Below are 18,300 nucleotides of genomic sequence, written 5' to 3'. Positions count from 1 at the left end.
GCTTGGCATTCTTTTATCGCCCCGATCATTTGCCTTAACCCACACATCTCGCGTTACTCATAGCCACCTCCGTCGCGCTGAGGCCCATCATGCCTCTTCGGACGGTCGATGACCGTTGCTCTGGTCACGCCCCGCGCCCATGCCGCTTAACGACATCAGCGCCGACCGATCACCTTAACGGACGTACCCAAAAAAGGTTTGCCGTTGTTCAGGTCCAGCCTCTCAAGCCTTTTTCAACCTTGAGTGGCTGTCCCTGTTGAGTTTTTTTGGCTTTACGCGCAGTCCGCGAATTTCGGCCGCGAGCAACTCCAAATCTCTCCCTTCACGCGAAGGGATAGGTGTCGGGTTAGCGGCAACCGCCTAGCATCCGGCGTCGCGCTGAGCGCGGCTCCAGTTAGCGGAAGTACAAATCCCGGACACCACAGGAAGGTTCCTGTTTGTCCGAAAAGTTCGGCTAAACCGTCATTTGGCCTGCGCAGGGATAGGTCGACCTTATTGAGTTGCTTTTCCTTGCAGCATAAGCCTTTGAGCACGGCCGGCGCCCTCCGGAAAACCGGCGAGACGACTGGCTTTGCTCAGTCCGCCCGACCTTTCGCCGGGCGCCGCTGAAATCCTCCGTATCAGGATGAGTTCTGCGTGAGAGGGCCAAATTAACGCTCTGGAGCGTCGGGTCAATGACCTAATTTATCAACAGGTGCTGATATTTTTATTGACACCGCTAACCTGTTCGCGCGCAACGAGAAATTAAGACTACATTAGGCAATTATTTTTTGCCGCTGCCCTTTTCTGCGCAAGGCGAAAAAGAGCGGTGAAGGCGACAAAAAAGAGCCCTCGCCCGCCGAAGCGTGCGTGGGATGAAAAGCTTTATATTGTAGGAAATTTTAAAGTGGAGCCGGTGGTGTTCCACCTGAAGACTCCCCTTCTCGCAGCGCTGCATGCACAACGCCGGCAGGGTCATGGCCGCGGGCGCTAAGGCCCGCGTCAATAACAGATTTAGGCGGTGGCCAGCTTCTTGAGCTGAGCTGCCAGACGGGACACTTTACGCGAACCGGTGTTCTTGTGAACCACACCCTTGGAGACAGCGCGCATCAGCTCGGATTGCGCCTCGACGAAGGCGGCCTTGGCGACATCAGCGTTACCGCCGGTCAGGGCTTCTTCAAACTTGCGCACGAAGGTACGGACGCGCGAACGACGCGCCTTGTTGACTTCGGTACGGGCAGCGATCTTACGGATCGCTTTGCGGGCGCCGGGGTTATTGGCCATTTATCACCTTAAAGGACGAGATAGTTAAGTAAAAAAGTCGCCGCAGAAACCTGCGAAGACGTGAATTTCAAGGGGGCGGGGTATAACTGATGAACTTCCGCCGGTCAATGCACCCCGGTGCGCTTTTCTCATGCAAGGCATAAAATTTATGCACACCTGTGGTCGACGGCCCTAAAACAGGCGATCTTGCGCCTTTTTAAGTTCCGGAATAGGCTTACAACCTGTTTCGGGGGGAGTCCAAGTCTTATGTCATCAATCGATCGCCGCGTCCTGCTGGGCGCAGGCTTAACAACTGTCGGCGCCAGCCTGTTTCCGACGTTTGCGGAAGCCAGGGCCATGATCGGCAAGCCGGCGCCGAAATTCACCCTCACTACTTTCGACCGCCGCAAGGTCACCTCGGCCGAACTGGCCGGCAAGGTCATCGTGCTCAACTACTGGGCCGTCTGGTGCGGCCCGTGCAAGCAGGAACTGCCGGAGATCGACCGCTATGTGCGCAAGAAGGGCGGCGATGATCTCAAGGTCTTCGCTGTGACCGTGGACGACACCGTCTCCGACAGCCAGCTCAAGCCGCTGGCCGGCGTCCTGTCCTTTCCGCTGGCGACACGGATCAGCGGCAGTGGCTATGGCGCCATCGGCGGGGCCATTCCCACCAATTACGTTATCGACCGTTCCGGCGTCCTGCGCTACGCCAAGGCCGACGCCTTCAGTTATCAGACCTTCGACAGCCTGATCACACCTCTGCTGGCGGAAAAAGCGCGCGCGCGCGCCGATCGCACAAACTTAAGCCGGTCTGTTTCCGGACAGGCTATGTCTGACAGACGGGGCAAAAGAAGCTCGACCGTCCCTGATGCACCTTGCGCTCGATGACGCCGCCATCGTTACGCGGGCAGGGGTGTCCTTTACGATCATAGACGCAGAAGCGGTGCTGGAAATAACCCAGTTCCCCCGAAGCGGCGGTGAAATCGCTGATGGATGAGCCGCCCGAGGCCACGGCCTCTTCCAGCACGGTTTTGATGCCTTCGATAAGCGCCGCCGCCTCTTTGGGCTTCAAAGCCGACGCCTTGTGGTCAGGGCTCAGGCGTGCCCGCCACAGCGCCTCGCAGACATAGATGTTGCCGAGCCCCGCGATGCCGTCTTTTGGCCCTCTCTGGGCCATCAGCAGCGCCTTGAGATTGACATTGCGGCCGTACGCCATCTCCAGCAGGTGTGCCGGCGTCAGTTCGTCCGAGAGGGGCTCGACGCCCAGGCCCTTGAACCACTTACTTTCGTAGAGTTCATCGGGCTTGAGCAGCAGCATAAAGCCGAAGCGGCGCGGGTCGTAATAGTCGATCCGGCTGACCCCGCCCTCCGGCAGGGTAGCGAGGCACTGGAAATGCAGATGTTTCTCATCGGGCGCGACCGCATGATAATAGCGCGCCAGGTCCTCATGGCTATCATTCACCTGAAAGCGGCCGGTCATGCCCAGATGCGTCACCCAGACATCCTGCGTATCGAGATAGAACAAAAGATACTTGGCGCGGCGTTCCAGCCGCAACACCTCGGCGCCTTCCAGCCGTTGCGCGAAATGCCCCGGAAACGGATAGCGCAGGTTGGGTCTGTGCAGCCGGACCTCACTCAGTTTCGCGCCCTGCATATGCGGTTCAAGCCCGCGCCGGACGGTTTCGACTTCGGGCAGTTCGGGCATGGTGGCAGCTCCGGGGGTTTAGCGCAGGGGACATAGTTCCCTGCACCCCATAACACAGGGCTGGGTCTTTACGCGACCCGTACCAGACGGCGCGTCGCCTGTTCACCCAGATCGGCGAACCACTGCTTCGGATCGAGCGCCACATCATCGCTGAGCGCCATGGCGTCGTAATTGATGCGCGGGGGGGTGCGTTCGGAGGCCGCCACGATGGCGCGCAGTTCGGCGGCCGAAGTGACCCCGACCATGACGGTGGAGACGCCTTCGAGATTGAGCGCAAAGCTCAAGGCCGCGTGCAGCGGATCGGCGCCGCTTTCGGCCATGATGCGGCGCACGCGCGACAGGTGCGGACCAATCGGGATCAGGTTGGCCGGCAGGGCTTCGCGCGGCAGGAACAGCAAGCCTTGTAGGAAGACCGAGCGGATCTGGACCTCGACGCCAAGTTCGGCAAGTGTCTTGATGGCGCCGTTGCGCACCAGGCGCTGATCGAGGATCGAGGTCGGCACTTGCATGATGTCGGGCTTGAAGCGCTGGGCCAGCAGCACCGGCTGGTCGGCGGCGGTGGCGCTGATGCCGATCTTGCTGATCAGGCCGTCGGCCTTCAGCTTTTCCAGACGCGTCCACAGGGCATCGCCCTCCGGCCCGGTCAGGTCTTCGGCGGCATCGACCAGAGCGGCGTGTGCGCGCACCAGGCCCATGTGGTCAACCGAGCGGCGCAGGCGCGATTCCAGCCAGTCGAGGCCTTTTTCAAGGCGCAAGGTACGGATCTGGGGTTTGAAAGGCGAGGGGAAGGGCCAGTTGCGGCCTAAAATGCGTTCGACATCGCCGTCATGGTGGGAGGCATCGATGTTCAGGATGCGGCAATCGGCGGCCAGCTCAAGGATCTGGCGCACGTCTTCCTCACCCACGCGACCGCGGGTGTTGGATATGCCGTAGTCACCGCCAAATTGCGCTGAACCGAGACCGAGGTTTGCCGCCATGAATGCGCACTGTCCAAAATCATTTAACCAGATTCCTTAACCAAGAAAGGAATGGGTTGAATGTGGACGGTAAACCTTAAACAAGCTCTTTACAGGAAATAAAAAACCCATGCGCTACGGGTGCTTTTTTCGTAAAGATTATGGTTAATAAGGCCTTAATTTTCGCGTTTTGGCTTAAAGTTCAAATTATTGCCAGCGTACCATGCACAGGTTTGTTAAGTTGTGCACAAACTGTCAACTAGCGTTACAGACCTTAAATATCGAAAATTCTCTGGCGATCTTCCAGCGAACCGACGCTTACGCCCTGATCGGTGACCAGACCATTGGCGATCGAATAAACCCAGCCGTGTATGGTAATGGGCTGCTGCTCGCGCCATGCCTTGGCCACGATCGGTGTCAGGGCGACGCTGCGCACCTGGGAAATGACGTTCAGTTCGCACAGGCGATCGAATCGCGCGACATCATTACCTATGGCGTCGAGCTCGTGCTGATGGCTGTGCGCCACTTCGCGGATCGGGGCCAGCCAGTGATCGATCAGGCTGTCGCCCTGGGATTCAACGGCGGCGCGGACACCGCCGCAGCCATAGTGACCCACCACCAGGATGTGCTTCACCTTGAGGACCTGCACGGCATATTGCAGAACGCTGAGATAGTTGGCGTCCTGCGACGGCGCGAGGTTGGCGACATTGCGGTGGACGAACAGTTCGCCTGGATCAAGATCGACGATTTCATTGGCCGGCACGCGCGAATCCGCGCAGCCGATCCAGAAATATTCCGGTGATTGCTGGGCGACGAGGCGTTTGAAAAATTCGGGATCGATTTCAGTTTTCTGGTGTGCCCAGATGCGGTTTTTCTCGATCAGTCGATCTAGCATGGTCTGTACCCTTAGATAAACCCCGCCGGGGTTATAGACACAGAACCAGACAGATCAAGCGTTATTAACGATGCGGGGTCAGCTTTTCGACGCTGTTCGTGACGCTGCCGAGCGTCTGGTCGATGATCAGGCCGGCCTTTTCAAACGAGCCGGCGCGGATAACGAGAATCAGCACCACCACCCCGAGCAGACCCAGCAGGCCTTCGAGAATATTGAGCGCCACTGACCACGGCCGGATGCGGTTGACTTTGGCATAGGAGGTCAAACCTTCGGCAGACTGGACCGGACTGGAAAATTTCATCATACACCCCCACACGATGAGCCTTGAGCCTACCTTAACCGCAAAATCGCCGCGACGCCAAGGCTTGTTATAGGGCCCTTGTGAGTGGGGCCTTGTCATCTGCTCAGCTTTCGTTCAAATGCCATAAGAAGAGGCCCGGAACGGGCAGATGGGGAAACGCATGTCGGATCAGGCAGCAAAGACGGATACGCGCGACCTGCGCACAATCGTGATCGCTTCGGCGGCAGGCACCACGTTTGAATGGTATGACTTCTTCATCTTCGGCACCCTGACGGCCACCATCGCCCATAATTTCTACGCCGGCCTGTCCGACACCCTGGCCACCATGGCGGCGCTGGCCACCTTCGCGGTTGGCTTTATCGCGCGTCCGGTGGGGGCGCTGGTCTTTGGTCATATAGGCGACAAGAAGGGCCGCAAGGGCACCTTCCTCTACACCATCCTCGTCATGGGACTGGCAACCATCGCCATCGGCCTGCTGCCGACCTTCAAGCAGATCGGCATTGCGGCCCCCATATTGCTGGTGGCCTTGCGCATCGTGCAGGGCTTTGCCCTTGGCGGCGAATATGGCGGCGCTGCGATTTACGTGGCCGAACACGCGCCCTCCCATAAGCGCGGTGCTTTCACGAGCTGGATCCAAAGCTCGGCCGCCTTCGGCCTGATCGCCGCCCTGCTGGTCATTCTGGCGACGCGCACCATGATGAGCAAGGCGGCGTTCGAAGACTGGGGCTGGCGCATCCCGTTCATCGTCTCGGCCGGCCTGCTGGTTGTGTCGGTCTATATCCGCGCCAAAACGGCTGAAAGCCCGGCCTTCAAGGCGCTGCACGAGCAGGGGCAACTGGCCAAGTCGCCGCTCAGCGAAATCTTCACGCGCTGGAAGAACCTGAAAGGCATGCTGATCGCCCTGTTTGGCTTCATGACGGCGCAGGGAGTGGTGTGGTATACCACCTTCTTCTATACGCAGTTGTTCCTGACCTCGATGGTCAAGATCGATCCTGCCGATATGAACACCCTGGTCATGGGCATGACGCTGGTGTCGGCGCCGCTCTATGTCGTGTTCGCTACTCTGTCGGACAAGATCGGCCGCAAGCCGGTGATGATCTTCGGCATCCTTCTGGCGGTATTGAGCTTCTTCCCCGGTTATCAGGGGCTGATGAAGTTCGGCAATCCTGATCTCGAAGCGGCGCAGCGCATAAATCCGGTCTATATTGTCGCCAATCCGGCACAATGCAGCTTCCAGTTCGATCTCTTCAATACGGCGCAGTTCACCACGTCGTGCGATCTGGCCAAGAGCGTCGTCACCGGCATCGGCACGCCCTATGTCAACCGTCCGGACGCGGTGGCCAAAGACACGGCCAGCATCCGGATCGGCACGCAGGTCATCGCCATGCCATCCGGCGCCGGGCTCGACAAGGCCGGTATCAAGGCGCTGAAAGCCAGGGCAACCGGCGAGGTCAAGGCCGCGCTTAAAGCCGCCGGCTACCCTGAAAAGGCCGATCACGCCAAGTCCAATATGTGGGCGATGTTCGGCATCATGTGCGTATTCGCCGTGGCCTGTACGGCGCTCTATGGGCCGATGGCGTCGCTGCTGGTCGAGATGTTCCCGACCCGTGTGCGCTACACCGCCATGAGCCTGCCCTACAATATCGGTACGGGCTGGTTTGGCGGGCTCCAGCCGGTCTTATCGTTCGCCATGGTGGCGGCCTCGGGCAATATCTATTTCGGCCTGTGGTATCCGGTCGCCACCGGTCTGCTGGCGGTGCTGGTATCGCTGCTGTTCCTCAAGGAAACGCACGGCCGCGATCTTGGCTCCATAGACTAGGCTTATATTTTACGCCCTGAACGCGCATGTCATCCTTACCTGTGCGTCCATAGGCTGCTTCCCAGACATAATCATTGGGAGGCCGCCATGTCCTTGGGCACGATTCTGATCATCATTCTGGTTCTGCTGCTCATCGGCGCGCTGCCGACCTGGGGGCACAGCCGTAGCTGGGGGTATGGCCCCAGCGGCGGATTGGGCCTTGTCGCCGTCATCATCATTATTCTGGTTCTGATGGGCCGAATATAAGACTTTATCTTTTTGTTTTTACGCGCTTTTTAATCCTAAAAGTGCGTCATGCTTTCAGGAATGCGCTCAATGAAAAATCGGAGCATCTATATCATCTGCGGCATCGCGGTCGTCGTTATCCTCGCCATCTTCTTGCTCAACATGCCGGATAACCGCACCGGACCGGAGCGCGTCGGCGACGCGGTCACAGCCCTGCCGGATGGCGTGGATAAGGCCGGCGATCAGCTCAAGGATCGCAATCCGGTCGAAAAAGCCGGCGATGCCATCGAGAAAACGGTCGACTAGACCAGCGTGTGCCCGTGCATCACCTGCGCAACCCATACCGTACCGCCCATACCCTGCCGCTTTGGCTTGCGCATGGACAGGTCGGGAAAAGCCCTATAAAACCGGCTTATAACCGAACGGGACAATGGGAAGCGGGCGCATTTTATGATCCACGGCACAGCGCGAGACGTTCTGATCATCGGCGGCGGTGCGGCGGGCTGGATGACGGCGGCCTATCTGGCCAAGCATCTGGGCACGGATCGTAACGGCGGCCCGAAGATCACTGTCATGGAATTGGCCGAGATTGGCATTATCGGCGTGGGCGAGGGCACCTTCCCGACCATCCGCAACATCCTGCGCGCCCTCGGTATCGATGAAGCCGAATTCATGCGCGAGAGCCACGCCACCTTCAAGCAGGGCATCCGTTTCGACGACTGGGAAGTGACGCCCGCAGACGGCCGGCACAGCCATTACTTTCATCCCTTCGAGTTGCCCTACTGGTCGCGCGAAGAACTGAACCTTGTGCCCTACTGGCTCTTGCAGGACAAGGCGACGCGCCTGCCCTTCGCCGAGGCCGTCACCTTCCAGAAGAAGGTGGCCGACGCGAAGATGGCGCCCAAGCGCATCCATCAGGGCAATTACCAGGGACCGCTCAACTACGCCTACCATTTCGACGCCCATCGCTTCGCCGGCGTGCTGGCGAAATACGCCAAAGGGCTGGGCGTACATCACCTGACCGGCACGCTCAGCGATGTGCCGCTGACGGCGGACGGCGCCATCGATTGTGTGGTGTCCAAAGAGCATGGCGAGATGCGCGCCAATCTTTATGTGGACTGTACCGGTTTCCGTGCCGAGCTGATCGGCAAGGCGTTAAAGGTGCCCTTCAAGCCGATCAACGATATCCTTTTCACCGATCGCGCCATCACCACGCAGGTGCCTTACACCCAACCCGATGGCCCGCTCGAAAGCTACACCATCTCGACGGCGCATGAGGCCGGCTGGACCTGGGATATCGCGCTCAGCAACCGCCGCGGCATCGGTTACGTCTATGCGTCGTCATACACCAGCGATGAAGGCGCCGAAGAGGTGTTGCGCGCCTATATCGCCAAAAGTGGCGCCGAAGCGGGCGAGATGCGCCGCATCAGCTTTGAAGCCGGTTATCGCACGCAGCAATGGGTCAAAAACTGCGTCGCGGTCGGTTTGTCGGCGGGTTTCCTGGAGCCGCTGGAATCGACCGGCATGGTGCTGATCGAATTGGCGGTCAACAAGATCGTCGAATTCTTCCCGTATCACGGCCCTATCGACGCTTCGGCGGCGATCTTCAACGATCTGATGGTTCGTCGCTATGACACCATCATCGGCTTCATCAAGCTGCACTATGCCCTGAGCAAGCGCACCGAGCCCTTCTGGGTCGATAACACCCGGCCGGACTCGATCCCGCAACACCTGCGCGATCTGCTGGATATCTGGAAGCATCGCCCGCCGTCACGCTTCGATTTCGTGCTGGACCACGAGAGTTTCGCCTTCTTCAGCTATCAGTACATCCTCTACGGCATGAACTTCGACACCCGGTTCGATGCCGCGCGCGGTTCGTTGCAACAGCAGGCGCTGGCCGATCAGCTTTTCGCCCGCATCGCCCATTTCGGCGAACAGGCGCAGAAGGATCTGGTCACCCACCGCCATCTGATCAATGCGGTCTACAAGAACGGCTTTGTCGAGCGTCCGCCCGCCAGTCCGCTGGCGATGGCGAAGTAACAGGGCCTTCTGAAGTAACGGGGCTTGGCGTTTATCCCTTAGGATGCGCCGCGGCATAGGCGCTGAGCAGTTTCTCGGTATCGACCTGGGTGTATTTCTGCGTGGTGGAGAGCGACACGTGGCCGAGCAGTTCCTGAATGGAGCGCAGGTCGGCGCCGGAACCGAGCAGGTGGGTGGCGAAGGAATGGCGCAGGGCGTGTGGCGTGGCGCGATCGCTCAAACCCAGCCGCGAGCGCAGGTGCTGGACACTGGCCTGAACATGGCGCGGTGACAGTTCGCCGCCGCGTTTGGCGCGAAACAGTTTGTCTTGCGGCTGGAGCGTAAAGGGCTGCTGCGCGCGATAGGCCTCAATGGCGTCGCGCACGGCGGCCAGCACCGGCAGGGCGCGCATCTTGTTGCCCTTGCCGACGATGCGCAGGGTATCACCAAGCGGGGCGTCCTTTACCTGTAGCGAGAGCGCTTCGGAAATGCGCAGGCCCAGACCATAGAGCAGCATATAGACGGCCTCGTCGCGGGCGTTTTCCCAGTCGTCACGGTCCGAGTCCATCTGATTTTCGTGGAGCAGGCCCAGGGTCTGATCCTGCGTGAGCGGGCGCGGCAGTGTGGCTTTCAGGCGCGGGCCGCGCATCAGCGCCACCTGGGCGTTGGGCATGTCGAAATGCAGGTCGAGGAAGCTGTGAAACGACTTGATGGCCGAGAGGTGCTGGGCCAGGGATCGCGCCGACAAGGGCTCATCCTTGCCGCGGAGGTGGGCCATCCAGCCGCGAATATCGCCCGAGGAGACGGTCACGACATCTTCCAGCGTCAGGTCGGTGCGCAGGGAGGTGCTCAAATGATCGAGATAGTAGCGCAGGGCGTGGGCATAGGCTTCCAGCGTGCGCGGCGAGCAGCGCTTCTGGTCCTTGAGCCAGCTTATCCAGCGGATCTGGGCATCGAAAAGGGAGGGGGTCACAAGAACATCCCCCCTGCGCCGGGGTGGCCACCCTCCCCATCCTTACGGAAGGGCAGGAGTGGTGAGAGGGCTATCTCCACGCCAAACCTTGGGGGGGCGTTGAGGAGGGGGGCCTCATAGGCGCAGGGGGGCATCCTTGAAACCTTAATATAGGTGGGCATGTGGATAATTTTAAGGCCAAATCCTAAGGATTTGTTTATCGCCGAGGCCGGGTTTGAAAAGTAGTAGTAAGAAACTCATTTATAAGGATCGTAATTCAACCATTTGGCATCGCACTCTTCGTCTATGCGCAAGACGCTGGTTTGCATCCCGGAGGCTTTATCTGTGTAGATTATATCTATTTCGGCTATTGCTTTGTCCCGCCTGATGTCTGCCTCCCATTCGGTAGGGCTTCCTTCTACGAAGCTACGACCAGCTATCATGAGCGCGTCCTTATCGGACATATCATGACAAGGCGTATGGTCGCTAAAAGGCATAGCCAGGAGGATGTCCCGACGAAAAAAGAGGGCTGCGGCAAGCAGCAAAATGATTATCATCAGGAAGCTTGCCCAAAGCTTTTTCGAGTTGCGAAACTCGCGGGCCGAAGTCATTACGCCAAAACCGGCCAGCGGTCCGCCACGCGCTCGACCACGCGCGCCACGAAGGCGACCAGTTCGGCGCCCATGTCCGGCGAGAAGCCGTCAAAATCGCTCGATCCGAAAGCGACGAGGCCGGGGCGGCCTTCGCGCCACAGGGCGATGCGCAGCACGGCGGCCGATTTGATGCGCTTGACGTCGTCATCGAACAGCACGCGGCAAACGGCGTCGGGGCCAAGCAGCGACAGGCCGTTTTCGCCGACGATATAGTCAACCCCGCCGTAATCGAGCGTTTTCCAGCCCAGCGGCACCGGCGCGGTGTCTTCGAGCGCGATGGTGGCGGCGACGAGACCGAAGCGGTTGCGTGCTTCATCATTGAGGCGGCGGGCCAGATCGGAATGATTGCGCGCCTCCATTAGGTTCAGCGTCATGCCGTGGGTCTGGCTCTGGGCGTCGAAATTGGCCTTGGCGGTCATTTCCAACTGCCGGCGCACATCGAAATCCTTCATGGCGCGGGCTTCCAGACGCGACAGCGCGGCGGGGCCGAAATCGATCAGATGACGCGATTTGGGCTGGAGGCCGAGCGCTTCGAGCAGCGCCTTGTCGCGGGCGATTTCCGGGGCGAATTCGGACGCATTACGAACGAGATGGCGGCGCAGGGCCTGCCAGTCGTCGAGATCAAGGGAGGTCAGGCCACCGTCGGAGCTCATAAAATGCGTCTCTACCGTCAATTACTGCGCTTACCTTAAAGCGGCTTTGTGCGTCTGTGAAGCGCTTTCCGCATCCGGCTATGACAAAGCCGGGGATTTCGTGCTAGACGCTAAAACCATGAGTCCGGCCCCTCCCGATCCTTCCCTTTTCAATGAAAAATTAACCACGATCGTTAAGGTCGTTGTGCTGGCGCCGATGGCCGAGGCGCTGGATTACGCCCTGCCGGCCGGTATGTCCTTAGCGGCCGGTGAGCATGTGATCGTGCCGCTGGGCCATGCCAAGGTGCGCGGTCTGGTGATCGGCTTTGAGACACCGGAAACCCATGAGGATCTGTCGCGCCTCAAGGCGGTGCTGGCGAAACTCGATGATCCGATCGTGCCGGAAGCCAGCCTCACTTTCTGGCTTTGGGCGGCCGGCTGGACCCTGACCCCGCCCGGCATCTTCCTCAATGGCTGCCTGCGCGCGCTGAAAATTCCGCGCGCTGCCCCCAAACAGGGCTATGTGCTGACCGGCGAACAGCCTGGCCGCATGACCAAGGCCAGACAGGCCGTGCTCGATACGGCGCTGGTGCCCATGGGGCTTGGCGATCTGGCCATGGCAGCCGGCGTCTCGACCGGCGTGGTGTCGGCACTGGAAAAGGAAGGCGTGCTGCGTAAGGTCGATCTGGCGCGCGAAGAGGTGTGGCCGCAGCCCAATCCTGATTTCGCGCCGGCCCGTCTCAATGACTCGCAAGGCGCGGCGCATCAGCTTTTGCGCATGGAACAGGACAAACACGCCTTCGCGCCGGTCCTGCTCGATGGCGTTACCGGATCGGGCAAGACCGAGGTCTATCTCGAATCCGTCGCCGATCTGCTGCGCTCTGATCCTGACGCACAGGTGCTGATCCTGCTGCCGGAAATCGCCCTGACTCAAGCCGTGCTGGGGCGGCTTGAGGCGCGCTTCGGCGTCGAGGTGGCGCAATGGCACGCCAATATCTCCAACGGTAACCGCAGGCGCATCTGGGAAGGCGTGGCCAAGGGGCATGTGCGGCTGGTGGTCGGCGCGCGCTCGGCGCTGTTCCTGCCCTATCAGCGCCTGGGCCTGATCGTGGTCGATGAAGAACATGACGGCTCTTACAAGCAGGAAGAAGGCGCGCGTTACCATGCCCGCGATCTGGCGGTTTTCCGCGCAAGGCTCGATGGCGCCATGGTCATCCTCGCCTCGGCCACGCCGTCGCTGGAAACCCTGACCAATGCCGAAAAGGGCCGTTACGCCTGGATACGGCTGGAACAGCGCCACGGCATCGCGCAACTGCCCGATATATCCCTGATCGACATGAAGGTGCACACGCCGGCCAAGGGCGGACGCGGCGAGCAGATGTGGCTGTCCGACACGCTGGTGGGCGAGATCATCGCCACCCTGCGTCGGCAGGAACAGGTGTTGCTGTTCCTCAACCGTCGCGGCTATGCGCCACTGGTGCTGTGCAAGGCGTGCGGCGAGAAGATGACCTCGCCCAATACCGATAGCTGGCTGGTCGAGCACCGCGCCTCGGGGCGGTTGGTCTGTCACCTGACCGGCTTTTCTATGCGCAAGCCCAAAACCTGTCCGCATTGCGGGGCGCAAGATAGTCTGATCTCGGTCGGGCCGGGGGTGGAGCGGATTCTGGAAGAGGTGCACGCGCGCTTTCCGGAGGCACGCGCCGAGGTGTTCTCGTCCGACACCACGCCGGATGCCGCCTCATCGGCTTCCCTGATCAAGCGGATCGAAGACAACGAGATCGATATCATTATCGCCACCCAGGCGGCCGCTAAGGGGCATAACTTCCCCAACCTGACGCTGGTCGGGATTGTTGATGCCGATCTGGGGCTGAAAGGCGGGGACTTGCGCGCCGCCGAGCGCACCTTCCAGCTATTGGCGCAGGCCACCGGACGGGCGGGGCGCAAGCTCAAGCCGGGCAAGGCGGTGCTGCAAACCTATACGCCGGAACATCCGGTGATGCAGGCCTTAGCGCATCAGGACCGTGATGCCTTCTATGCCTATGAGTTGATGTCGCGCGAGATCGCCAAGTTCCCGCCGTTCGGGCGGCTGGCGGCGCTGATCCTCTCTGCCAAGGACCAGAACCTGCTCAATCGCTTTTCGCGTGAACTGGCGCTGTTTATTCCCAATACCGAAGGGGTCGATGTTTACGGCCCGGCGGATGCGCCGCTGGCTCTGGTGCGCGGGCAATGGCGCAAGCGTTTCCTTGTGCGTGCTGACCGTAACCGCGATTTGCAGGCCTTTGTGAACCACTGGCTGGCGGCGATCAAACGCCCCAACGCCATCCGGCTGGTGGTCGATATCGACCCCTATAGTTTTCTGTGATATTTTCTTCTTCTCAATTCCATGAACCTGAGAATGGCCATGGCAGAAGACGATCAACTGGACGAGGTTCAGTTAGCGAAACTTGAAGCCCTGCGCGCCGCATTAATTGTCGGGGAGGAGAGCGGTCCCTCGATAGAGTTTGATTTCGACGCATTTCTTGCTGAAATGCGCGACAAGCATTCTATTTAGCGCTTAGTAGCCAGTCATTTGACAATGCAAATAGACCTGCAATTGACGCAGGTGGTATCCCCAGTGGATGCGATAGCTTTCGACAAATGCATATTGTCCTGCGGCCTCCCCATACTTCTCTGATACGGCGATGACTTCAGCTAAATCGACAGCTATATCCGCCAAATCATCTAGCACTACTTTGGCAGAAAATGAATTTTGAGGATTCCCCCGGCTGACATTGCGTGATTCATAGAGAGCCAGCTTTAAGGAGACTGGCGATGTCGGAACATTGGCGCGTAGATTTGGAAGATTGGTTGACGCCCTTCCTGGTGGCCTTGCGGCATAAGACCCGGATGCGGCTGTGCCCTGCCTATATTGCAGGCCTGATTGGCCCGGGTGACCGCAAGAGTGTCCAGCCGATGGCCGCCCGCGATGGCGAGTTTGGCTATGACCAACTCCATCATTTTGTCTCTGACGGCGTTTGGGAAAGTGGACCGCTTGAAGCCGTTCTCCTGAAGGAGGCCGACCGTCTGGTGGGGGATGATGCCGGTTATCTTGTCATCGATGACACGGCGCTGCCGAAAAAGGGCAGCCATTCGGTTGGCGTGGCGGCGCAATATGCTTCCTCGCTTGGCAAGACGTCCAACTGCCAGTCGCTTGTTTCGGTGACGCTGGCATCGCGCGAAGTGCCTGTGATGGTGGGCCTGCGCCTGTTCTTGCCCGAGAGTTGGACGAATGATGTCGCGCGGATGAACCGGGCTCGGGTCCCGCAAGAATGCCAGGTTGCCCTGACAAAGCCGGAGATCGCCATTGAGGAAATTGATCGTGTTATAGCCTCTGGGGCCCGGTTCGGGTGCGTGCTGGCCGATGCTGGCTATGGGTCAAGCGGGCCGTTCCGCGAGGCCCTGAGCAAGCGCGACCTGTTGTGGGCCGTCGGCATATCACGGCGTCAGAATGTGTATCAGGCAGACGTCGGCCTAATCTTCCCGGAAGCGGCAACCGGAAGGCGGCGCAAATACCATGTCCCTGACGATGTTGCTGTCTCTGCCGAAAAGATGTTGGCTGATGGGAAATGGAAGAAAGTAAGTTGGCGGCGCGGAACCAAAGGCAAGCTGAACTGCCAGTTTGCCGCTTGCCGCGTTCGGGTCGCAGATGGCCACAGGCATCGTATGAGCGACGGTCGTGTCCAAGCCATGCCTGGCGAGGAGGAGGTCTGGCTGGTCGGGGAAAGGCGTTCAACCGGAGAACAGAAATACTACCTGTCAAACCTGCCTGCCGACGCCCCCCTCAAGATGCTAGCCGCGGCTATCAAGGCAAGGTGGATCTGCGAACAGGCACATCAGCAACTCAAGGAAGAGCTTGGGCTTGATCACTTCGAAGGCAGGTCATGGACCGGTTTGCACCGACATTGTCTAATGGCGATGATCGCTTTTGCATTTCTCCAATCCCGCCGCCTCAAAGCAGCGGGACGAAAAAAAAAGTCGGGGGGCCACCGCCTCAGCCGACAATGCCCGCCATCCGCCAGGCCATTCTCGACCTCTTCATGCGACCGCCACCAAGGCGCTGTCCCCACTGTGACAAACGCCTCGCCGAGCCCGCCAAGAATAATATGCCAAAGTAGTGCTAGTGTTGTGACTCTAACGCCTGTCGCCCCCTGGCGACCTTTTCAAGAATGTCTGTAGCGGATTTGGTCCAAACGAAGGGCTTTGGATCGGCGTTGTGATGATCGAGATAGTCTTGAATTGCGCCTTCGAGTTCGGCGACACTCTTGAACACGCCGCAGCGGATGCGATCGCCTGTTATCAAGCCGAAAAAGCGTTCGACCTGATTGAGCCAGGACGCCGAAGTGGGGGTGAAATGCATGTGGAAGCGAGGATGTTTGGCCAGCCATGCTTTGACCGCCGGATGCTTATGGGTGGCATAGTTGTCGGCGATCAGGTGCAGGTCGAAGCCCTTGGGCGTGCTGCGGTCGATGAGTCGAAGGAATTTGAGCCATTCCTGGTGCCGATGACGTTTCATGCATTCGCCGATCACCCTGCCGGTGGCGACATCGAGGGCGGCGAACAGTGTCGTCGTGCCATGCCGCTTATAGTCGTGGGTCATCGTTCCCGCCCGCCCCTTCTTCATTGGCAGGCCCGGTTGGGTGCGGTCCAGCGCCTGGATCTGTGACTTCTCATCGACCGAGAACACCAGTGCCCGGTCCGGCGGATCAAGATAGAGACCGACGACGTCCGTCACCTTCTCGACGAACTGCTTGTCGTTCGACAGTTTGAACGTCTTGGTCAAATGGGGCTTGAGCCCATGCGCGCTCCAAATGCGCTGTACGCTGGTGTGGCTCAGACCCACCGCCTTGGCAAGCGTGCGCGCGCTCCATTGCGTGGCAGCCGGTGGCTTCTGTCGCAGCGTCATCTCGACCACACGCGCAATGACTTCGGCGCTCAACGGCGTCTTACGGCCAGGCCGGGTCGCGTCGCGCCCAAGCCCATCGACACCCTGCTCAAGATAACGATCGCGCCAGCGGTAGGCCGTCTTCTTGGTCTTGCCCAGCGTCCGCACAATCGACGCCAAACTCGCCGCGTCCGCCCACATCAGCACGATCCGCGCACGCCAAACAAGCTTCTGCGGCGTGTTCCGGTCCGCCACCCAACCTTCCAACCGCACCCGAGCCTCAGGCGACAGCAACAGCCTTTTGTCCATGTCCATCGACACAAACTCGCATATTTGCAAGATCAAGGGAATCCATCCGTTGATTCCGCAACACTAGCGGATCTGCAGCGGCCAAGTTGTAGTCCTTGACCGCATCATTAATGTCGAGAACGGTGCTATAATAACTATAATCGGGAAAGTGCTGCGTTAGGCTTTTGTATGTGTCCTGATAATCCAGCCGCACTTCGTCCTCCCCTTCATTGTCAGGGATAATGCCTGATTTATCATGAGTGCGAATAGCCAACTGGTCGAGAATACGCATCAGGGCATCAGTCTTCACGCCGCCATCTTCACCTATCCGTTCTGGTGACAGGATGAAGCCAAGATAGTGCTCAATGAGCTGCGTTAAGTTTTGTTGTTCGGACACGGTAGGCTTTCTTTGAAAATCAGGCGATCCGTCCCAGCCGGATCGCTTCTTGACGCAGATCGTGTTGCGCGGGGAAGAAGCCGCCATCATTGGCGCCATCGCAATTGTACAAAACGGCCACGGTCAGGCGTTGTGTCGGCAGGGTCAGGAGCTGGCCGGTAAAGCCGTTGATCCGGCCACTGTGCGTAAAGAACGGCGTGCCATCGATAAAGCCGAGACGCATGCCGAGGCCATAGCCCGGTGCGCGGGTGTTGTCGCGGTCGAGCGCGAAGCTGTCGTCCTTCAGGCGCGTCGGTGTCAGCATGGCGGCCAGGCTGGCAGGCGCAAGAATGTTCCCCGTCAGCAAGGCCGCGTGCCAGCGGCACAGATCAGCGCTGGTTGAGCGGACCCCGCCTGAGCCGCCGGCAAAGCTGGGCGACACCGGCCATACCTGCCCGAAACCGTCGCGCAAAGATCGATTGGCGCGATGGCCTTCGCACAGGTCGGGCGCGGAGAGAGTTACAGGGTCAATGCCCGTGCGGCTCATGCCGGCGGGGATGAACAGGCGCTGCCGGCAGAATTCCGCCAGCGACAGGCCGCTCAGGCGTTCGACCACGATGCCGAGCAGGGCGAAGCCGGTATTGCTGTAGACCCACTTCATCCCCGGCGGGCAGCGGAACAAAGGATCGCTGGTCTTGATCGCTTCGAGAAGGCCCTGCTGCGTATAGTCGTGGGTCTGCGCGGCGGTCAGGATATCGGCGTGGCGGCCGCTGAGATAGTCATCGAGGCCGGCGGTGTGGCTAAGGAGCTGGCGCAGGCTCATGACATCGGCGCGCGGGAAATCCGGGATAAAGCGCGCCAGAGGATCGCCGAGAGACAGCTTGCCGTCTTCGGCCAGCAACAGGATGGCGGCGGCGGTGAACTGCTTGCTGATCGAGGCGATACGAAAACCGGTGTGCGGCGTCACATCGTGCGAAGGCGCCAGTTGCGAACGGCCATAACCGGCGGAATAGAGCAGGTGGCCGTCGCGCATGACGCTTAAGGACAGCCCCGGCGTCACCTTGCGTTCGATCATGCGCTGCGCCACGGCGTCGAGCGTCGGCCAGTCTTTGAGCGGTGGTTCGGGGGCAGGCGGCGGTGGTTCGGCGGGGGCTGAGGTGCCGGGCAGACGGATCGCGGCTTTGGGCAGGTAGGTGGCGCCGGCCCAGAGGGTGAGGGCGCCCGCTGTCAGGCCGCCCGCCACACCGGCCAGGACATCACGGCGCATCAAAAGAGAACGGGGCGGCTGATCGTCGGTCATTCTGACTCCACTGGAG

Annotated in this window: 17 protein-coding genes and 2 pseudogenes; 8 read left to right on the top strand and 11 right to left on the bottom strand. The window is 59.9% G+C overall.

Annotation, left to right across the window (positions count from 1 at the left end):
- Nucleotides 1–993: 993 nt before the first annotated feature.
- The gene (gene rpsT, locus ABQ278_RS16920; protein WP_018080541.1) at nt 994–1,263 is read right to left on the bottom strand and encodes a 30S ribosomal protein S20; all 270 of its coding nucleotides are present in this window, start codon (nt 1,261–1,263) and stop codon (nt 994–996) included.
- A gap of 246 nt (nt 1,264–1,509) precedes the next feature.
- On the opposite strand from rpsT, the gene ABQ278_RS16915 reads away from it, so the two are divergent.
- Nucleotides 1,510–2,130, top strand: coding sequence for a TlpA disulfide reductase family protein (locus tag ABQ278_RS16915; RefSeq protein WP_349320630.1), 621 nt, complete (start codon nt 1,510–1,512; stop codon nt 2,128–2,130).
- On the opposite strand, the gene mutM is transcribed toward ABQ278_RS16915, so the two are convergent.
- The 4 genes from mutM to ABQ278_RS16895 form a co-directional block, all read right to left on the bottom strand.
- Nucleotides 2,069–2,947, bottom strand: a complete 879-nt coding sequence (gene mutM, locus ABQ278_RS16910; RefSeq protein WP_349320629.1) for a bifunctional DNA-formamidopyrimidine glycosylase/DNA-(apurinic or apyrimidinic site) lyase — start codon at nt 2,945–2,947, stop codon at nt 2,069–2,071. The genes ABQ278_RS16915 and mutM overlap by 62 nt on opposite strands.
- A 68-nt stretch (nt 2,948–3,015) precedes the next feature.
- The gene (locus ABQ278_RS16905) at nt 3,016–3,924 is read right to left on the bottom strand and encodes an aldo/keto reductase (protein WP_349320628.1); all 909 of its coding nucleotides are present in this window, start codon (nt 3,922–3,924) and stop codon (nt 3,016–3,018) included.
- Nucleotides 3,925–4,177: 253 nt separating this feature from the next.
- A complete protein-coding gene (locus ABQ278_RS16900) occupies nt 4,178–4,798 on the bottom strand; it encodes a carbonic anhydrase (RefSeq protein ID WP_349320627.1) in 621 nt (206 codons plus the stop codon).
- A gap of 64 nt (nt 4,799–4,862) precedes the next feature.
- Nucleotides 4,863–5,102 (bottom strand): hypothetical protein, encoded by a 240-nt coding sequence (locus tag ABQ278_RS16895; RefSeq protein ID WP_349320626.1) that lies wholly within the window; start codon nt 5,100–5,102, stop codon nt 4,863–4,865.
- Between the two features lie 157 nt (nt 5,103–5,259).
- Between ABQ278_RS16895 and ABQ278_RS16890 the strand changes: the two genes are divergently transcribed.
- The 4 genes from ABQ278_RS16890 (at nt 5,260) to ABQ278_RS16875 (ending at nt 9,183) form a co-directional block, all read left to right on the top strand.
- A complete protein-coding gene (locus ABQ278_RS16890; protein ID WP_349320625.1) occupies nt 5,260–6,918 on the top strand; it encodes an MFS transporter in 1,659 nt (552 codons plus the stop codon).
- 87 nt (nt 6,919–7,005) lie between these two features.
- The gene (locus ABQ278_RS16885) at nt 7,006–7,164 is read left to right on the top strand and encodes a DUF3309 domain-containing protein (RefSeq protein ID WP_349320624.1); all 159 of its coding nucleotides are present in this window, start codon (nt 7,006–7,008) and stop codon (nt 7,162–7,164) included.
- 69 nt (nt 7,165–7,233) lie between these two features.
- Entirely contained in the window at nt 7,234–7,449 is a 216-nt protein-coding gene (locus ABQ278_RS16880) for a hypothetical protein (protein WP_349320623.1), read from the top strand.
- 144 nt (nt 7,450–7,593) lie between these two features.
- On the top strand, nt 7,594–9,183 hold the full coding sequence (locus ABQ278_RS16875) for a tryptophan halogenase family protein (protein WP_349320622.1): 1,590 nt from the start codon (nt 7,594–7,596) through the stop codon (nt 9,181–9,183).
- 31 nt (nt 9,184–9,214) lie between these two features.
- Here the strand turns inward: ABQ278_RS16875 and ABQ278_RS16870 are convergent, their stop codons facing one another.
- The 3 genes from ABQ278_RS16870 to ABQ278_RS16860 all read right to left on the bottom strand — a co-directional run bounded on the left by ABQ278_RS16870 (nt 9,215) and on the right by ABQ278_RS16860 (nt 11,420).
- The gene (locus ABQ278_RS16870) at nt 9,215–10,135 is read right to left on the bottom strand and encodes a tyrosine recombinase XerC (protein WP_349320621.1); all 921 of its coding nucleotides are present in this window, start codon (nt 10,133–10,135) and stop codon (nt 9,215–9,217) included.
- Between the two features lie 236 nt (nt 10,136–10,371).
- Complete coding sequence (locus ABQ278_RS16865; RefSeq protein WP_349320620.1) at nt 10,372–10,725, bottom strand: hypothetical protein; 354 nt, start codon at nt 10,723–10,725, stop codon at nt 10,372–10,374.
- On the bottom strand, nt 10,725–11,420 hold the full coding sequence (locus ABQ278_RS16860; RefSeq protein WP_349320619.1) for a DUF484 family protein: 696 nt from the start codon (nt 11,418–11,420) through the stop codon (nt 10,725–10,727). Before ABQ278_RS16860 ends, ABQ278_RS16865 begins: the two co-directional genes overlap by 1 nt.
- A 118-nt stretch (nt 11,421–11,538) precedes the next feature.
- On the opposite strand from ABQ278_RS16860, the gene ABQ278_RS16855 reads away from it, so the two are divergent.
- From ABQ278_RS16855 to ABQ278_RS16845, 3 genes and pseudogenes are all read left to right on the top strand, one after another.
- Nucleotides 11,539–13,761, top strand: a complete 2,223-nt coding sequence (locus tag ABQ278_RS16855; RefSeq protein ID WP_349320618.1) for a primosomal protein N' — start codon at nt 11,539–11,541, stop codon at nt 13,759–13,761.
- Nucleotides 13,762–13,836: 75 nt separating this feature from the next.
- A pseudogene (locus tag ABQ278_RS16850) lies at nt 13,837–13,950 on the top strand (type II toxin-antitoxin system ParD family antitoxin); the annotation flags it as partial.
- A 260-nt stretch (nt 13,951–14,210) separates the two neighbouring features.
- Nucleotides 14,211–15,510, top strand: a pseudogene (locus ABQ278_RS16845) (IS701 family transposase).
- A gap of 45 nt (nt 15,511–15,555) precedes the next feature.
- Here ABQ278_RS16845 and ABQ278_RS16840 read toward each other — a convergent pair.
- From ABQ278_RS16840 to ABQ278_RS16830, 3 genes are read right to left on the bottom strand one after another with little or no spacing between them, the layout of a single operon-like run.
- Complete coding sequence (locus ABQ278_RS16840; protein WP_023447558.1) at nt 15,556–16,635, bottom strand: IS630 family transposase; 1,080 nt, start codon at nt 16,633–16,635, stop codon at nt 15,556–15,558.
- Entirely contained in the window at nt 16,601–17,005 is a 405-nt protein-coding gene (locus tag ABQ278_RS16835; RefSeq protein WP_349320617.1) for a hypothetical protein, read from the bottom strand. The genes ABQ278_RS16840 and ABQ278_RS16835 overlap by 35 nt, the downstream gene beginning before the upstream one ends.
- A gap of 19 nt (nt 17,006–17,024) precedes the next feature.
- The gene (locus tag ABQ278_RS16830) at nt 17,025–18,284 is read right to left on the bottom strand and encodes a serine hydrolase domain-containing protein (protein WP_349320616.1); all 1,260 of its coding nucleotides are present in this window, start codon (nt 18,282–18,284) and stop codon (nt 17,025–17,027) included.
- Nucleotides 18,285–18,300 lie beyond the last annotated feature (16 nt).

The organism is Asticcacaulis sp. MM231, assembly GCF_964186625.1.
In the GTDB taxonomy this organism is placed as follows: domain Bacteria; phylum Pseudomonadota; class Alphaproteobacteria; order Caulobacterales; family Caulobacteraceae; genus Asticcacaulis.
This window is presented reverse-complemented; position numbering and strand designations above follow the sequence as displayed.

What these genes read in the sequence shown, in the direction of transcription:
- rpsT (WP_018080541.1), bottom strand. Translation starts at nt 1,263, where the DNA reads ATGGCCAATAACCCCGGCGCCCGCAAAGCGATCCGTAAGATCGCTGCC.
- ABQ278_RS16915 (WP_349320630.1), top strand. Translation starts at nt 1,510, where the DNA reads ATGTCATCAATCGATCGCCGCGTCCTGCTGGGCGCAGGCTTAACAACT.
- mutM (WP_349320629.1), bottom strand. Translation starts at nt 2,947, where the DNA reads ATGCCCGAACTGCCCGAAGTCGAAACCGTCCGGCGCGGGCTTGAACCG.
- ABQ278_RS16905 (WP_349320628.1), bottom strand. Translation starts at nt 3,924, where the DNA reads ATGGCGGCAAACCTCGGTCTCGGTTCAGCGCAATTTGGCGGTGACTAC.
- ABQ278_RS16900 (WP_349320627.1), bottom strand. Translation starts at nt 4,798, where the DNA reads ATGCTAGATCGACTGATCGAGAAAAACCGCATCTGGGCACACCAGAAA.
- ABQ278_RS16895 (WP_349320626.1), bottom strand. Translation starts at nt 5,102, where the DNA reads ATGATGAAATTTTCCAGTCCGGTCCAGTCTGCCGAAGGTTTGACCTCC.
- ABQ278_RS16890 (WP_349320625.1), top strand. Translation starts at nt 5,260, where the DNA reads ATGTCGGATCAGGCAGCAAAGACGGATACGCGCGACCTGCGCACAATC.
- ABQ278_RS16885 (WP_349320624.1), top strand. Translation starts at nt 7,006, where the DNA reads ATGTCCTTGGGCACGATTCTGATCATCATTCTGGTTCTGCTGCTCATC.
- ABQ278_RS16880 (WP_349320623.1), top strand. Translation starts at nt 7,234, where the DNA reads ATGAAAAATCGGAGCATCTATATCATCTGCGGCATCGCGGTCGTCGTT.
- ABQ278_RS16875 (WP_349320622.1), top strand. Translation starts at nt 7,594, where the DNA reads ATGATCCACGGCACAGCGCGAGACGTTCTGATCATCGGCGGCGGTGCG.
- ABQ278_RS16865 (WP_349320620.1), bottom strand. Translation starts at nt 10,725, where the DNA reads ATGACTTCGGCCCGCGAGTTTCGCAACTCGAAAAAGCTTTGGGCAAGC.
- ABQ278_RS16860 (WP_349320619.1), bottom strand. Translation starts at nt 11,420, where the DNA reads ATGAGCTCCGACGGTGGCCTGACCTCCCTTGATCTCGACGACTGGCAG.
- ABQ278_RS16855 (WP_349320618.1), top strand. Translation starts at nt 11,539, where the DNA reads ATGAGTCCGGCCCCTCCCGATCCTTCCCTTTTCAATGAAAAATTAACC.
- ABQ278_RS16840 (WP_023447558.1), bottom strand. Translation starts at nt 16,635, where the DNA reads ATGGACATGGACAAAAGGCTGTTGCTGTCGCCTGAGGCTCGGGTGCGG.
- ABQ278_RS16830 (WP_349320616.1), bottom strand. Translation starts at nt 18,284, where the DNA reads ATGACCGACGATCAGCCGCCCCGTTCTCTTTTGATGCGCCGTGATGTC.